Source organism: Burkholderia sp. LMG 13014 (assembly GCF_905232215.1).
Taxonomy (GTDB): Bacteria; Pseudomonadota; Gammaproteobacteria; order Burkholderiales; family Burkholderiaceae; genus Burkholderia.
In genome coordinates, this window is record NZ_CAJNKE010000620.1 from 1 (window position 1) to 3,371 (window position 3,371).

Annotated in this window: 3 protein-coding genes; 2 read left to right on the forward strand and 1 reads right to left on the reverse strand. The window is 69.6% G+C overall.

Annotated elements, in window-relative coordinates; genetic code table 11:
* Positions 1-457: FAD-binding oxidoreductase (locus JYJ84_RS31995; RefSeq protein ID WP_205189955.1), on the forward strand; the 457-nt coding region annotated here is incomplete at its 5' end.
* A 25-nt stretch (positions 458-482) separates the two neighbouring features.
* On the forward strand, positions 483-1,784 hold the full coding sequence (locus JYJ84_RS32000) for an FAD-binding oxidoreductase (protein WP_175222443.1): 1,302 nt from the start codon (positions 483-485) through the stop codon (positions 1,782-1,784).
* Between the two features lie 77 nt (positions 1,785-1,861).
* On the opposite strand, the gene gor is transcribed toward JYJ84_RS32000, so the two are convergent.
* A complete protein-coding gene (gene gor, locus JYJ84_RS32005) occupies positions 1,862-3,220 on the reverse strand; it encodes a glutathione-disulfide reductase (RefSeq protein WP_175222442.1) in 1,359 nt (452 codons plus the stop codon).
* Positions 3,221-3,371: the final 151 nt, after the last annotated feature.

The following is a 3,371-nucleotide window of genomic DNA, read 5'->3' on the forward strand; positions in this document are numbered from 1 at the left end:
GCAACGCGAAGCCGTGTGCGACAACAACTTCTTCCTCGACTACTTCCGGCTGTCGGCCGACCACCGGATGCTGTTCGGCGGCCGCGCGAATTCGGCCGGCGCGTCGCCCGCCACGCTCGCCGAAACGATCCGGCGCCGCATGGTCGGCGTATTCCCGCAGCTCGGCGACGTGCGCGTCGACCACGCGTGGGGCGGCTTCGTCGACGTCACGCGCAACCGCGCGCCGGATTTCGGCACGCTCGACCCGAACTTCTTCTACGTCCAGGGCTTCAGCGGGCATGGCGTCGCGCTCACCGGCATTGCCGGGCGCGCGGTCGCCGGCGCGATCGCGGGCGACACACGCGCGTTCGACCTGTTCGCGCGCATGCGTCACCGGCGCTTCCCCGGTGGCGACGCATGGCGGCAACCCGCACTCGAACTCGGAATGCTGTACCACCGCGTGCGCGAGCTGTTCTGAGCCCAACTCTTCCGTTCTCCTGACCATGCAGACATTCGCCAACCAGCCGCACGTCGCGTCCTACTACGCGGCGACCGCCAACGATTCGACCCGCCACGCGCCGCTCGCCGGCACGATCGATGCCGACGTGTGCGTGATCGGCGCGGGCCTCACGGGCCTGTCCGCCGCGCTCAACCTCGCCGAGCGCGGCCATTCGGTGACCGTGCTCGAAGCGTCGCGGGTCGGATGGGCGGCGAGCGGCCGCAACGGCGGCCAGCTGATCGGCGGGTTTGCGTGCGACATCGACACGTTCGGGCAATTCATGCCGGAAGGCGACGTGAAGCGCATCTGGGACATGGGGCTCGAAACGCTGGCGCTCGTGAAGTCGCGCATCGCAAAGCACGACATCGACTGCGCGCTGGTGCCCGGCTACCTGACCGCCGCGAACACCGAGCGCGACGCCGATGCGCTGAAGCGCTGGCGCGACGAGGCCGCGAAGCGCTTCGGCTACGACCGCTTCCACTTCGTCGAAGCCGACGAACTCGGCGACTACGTGCAGTCTGCCCGCTATTGCGGCGGGCTGTACGACCCCGACAGCGGCCACCTCCATCCGCTCAACTACACGCTCGGCCTCGCCCGCGCGGCGACCGACGCGGGTGTGCGGATCCACGAGGACAGCTGCGTGACGCGCGTGCGCGACGTCGCGGGCGGCCACGTCGTCGAGACGAGCGGCGGCAACGTGCGCGCGGGCTTCGTCGTGCTCGCGTGCAATACCTTCGTCGGCACGCTCGCGCCCGCGCTGTCGAAGAAGATCATGCCGGTCGGCACCTACGTGATCGCGACCGAACCGCTCGGCGACGCACGCGCCGCCGCGCTGATGCCCGCGCGCGCGGCGATCTGCGACAGCCGCTTCGTGCTCGACTATTTCCGGCCGGCGCCCGACACGCGGCTCGTGTGGGGCGGCAAGGTCAGCTATTCGACGCGGGAGCCGCGCGATCTCGCGGCGGCGATGCGCGCGGACATGCTGAAGACGTTCCCGCAGCTCGCGGACGTGAAGGTCGACTACGCGTGGGGCGGCTTCGTCGACATCACGATGAACCGTGCGCCGCACTTCGGCCGCATCGCGCCGACGATGTATTTCGCGCAGGGGTTCTCGGGGCACGGCGTGAACACGACCGCGCTCGCGGGCAAGCTGATCGCCGAGGCGATCGACGGGCAGGCGAGCCGCTTCGACCTGTTCGACAAGATCCGCCATCGCGACTTCCCGGGCGGCGAGGCATTGCGCACGCCGGCACTGGTGCTCGCGATGAGCTGGTACCGGCTGCTCGACGCGTTCGGCGTGCATTGAGCGGCGGCCACATCGACGAACGACGGCCGCGCCGAAACGCAGCCGTTCCCTTGCCGCCGTGCGCCGACGCGCTCCCGCTAGTCAGCCACCTTCTGCCGCATCGTCACGAACTCCTCGGCCGCGGTCGGATGAATGCCGATCGTGTCGTCAAACTGCGCCTTCGTCGCGCCCGCGCGAATCGCAATCGCGATCCCCTGGATGATCTCGCCCGCATCGCGGCCGACCATGTGCGCGCCGACCACGCGCTGGCTGTCGCGCGCGACGACGAGCTTCATCAGCGTGCGCTCGTCGCGGCCCGACAGCGTATGGCGCAGCGCCTTGAACGACGTGCGGTAGATATCGACGTCGCCGTCGTACAGGTCGCGCGCGGTCGCTTCGGTGAGGCCGACCGTCGCGACTTCGGGCTGGCTGAACACCGCCGACGGCACCCATTCGTGATCGGCCGCGACGCGTGACCCGCCGAACAGCGTGCGGGCGAGCAGCCCGCCATCGCGCGTCGCCACCGGCGTGAGCTGCGGCCGCGACGTGACGTCGCCGATCGCATGGATCGACGGCACCGACGTTGCCGAATACGCATCGACGGCAATCGCGCCGCGCGCATCGAGCGCCACGCCCGCCTGTTCGAGCCCGAGCCCGTCGACGTTCGGCACGCGGCCGGTCGCATAGAGCACTTGGTCGTACGGCCCGTGCCGCGCATCGCCGACGCGCACGCTCAGCGTGCCGTCGTCCGCGCGCTCGATCGACTCGACCACCGAGCGCGCGTGGATCGCGACGCCCTGCTTCGTCATCTCGTCGGTCAGGAACTGGCGCACGTCGTCGTCGAAGCCGCGCAGGATCTTCTCGCCGCGATAGAACAGGTCGACGTGGCTGCCCAAGCCGTTGAAGATGCCCGCGAACTCGACCGCGATATAGCCGCCGCCGACCACCGCGATGCGTTTGGGCAGTGCGGCGAGCGACAGCGCCTCGCGCGACGTGATCGCGTGCTCGATGCCGGGCCGCGCCGGGTGCGACGGGCGCGAGCCGGTCGCGATCGCGATGTGGCGCGCGCGGATCGTGCGTTCGCCGATCGCGACCGTGTGCGCATCGACGAGCGTCGCGCGCCCGGCGTGCATCTCGACGCCCGATTGCCGCAGCAGGTTGATGTAGATGTCGCTGAGCCGGTTGATCTCGCGATCCTTCGCGGCGATCAGCGCGGGCCAGTCGAGCGTGCCCGCGCCGAAGGTCCAGCCGAAGCCCTTCGCGTCCTCGACTTCGTGCGGGTAGTGCGATGCGTAGACGAGCAGCTTCTTCGGGATGCAGCCGCGCAGCACGCAGGTGCCGCCGATCTGCTCCTCTTCCGCTATGCCGACACGCGCGCCGTATGACGCGGACATGCGCGCGAGCCGCACGCCGCCCGAGCCGGCGCCGATGACGAACAGGTCGTAGTCGAATTCCATCGCATTCCCTCATCGCAGTTCGGATGAAGGCACGATAGCAAGATTCCGGCATTCTTGCGGCGCACGGTGCAGCCGGGGGCGCGCCCAATAAAAAACGGCGAGAGACGTGGCCTCTCGCCGATCAAACCGGCTGCCGGGTGTGCCATGCGTC

What these genes read in the sequence shown, in the direction of transcription:
- JYJ84_RS32000 (WP_175222443.1), top strand. Translation starts at nt 483, where the DNA reads ATGCAGACATTCGCCAACCAGCCGCACGTCGCGTCCTACTACGCGGCG.
- gor (WP_175222442.1), bottom strand. Translation starts at nt 3,220, where the DNA reads ATGGAATTCGACTACGACCTGTTCGTCATCGGCGCCGGCTCGGGCGGC.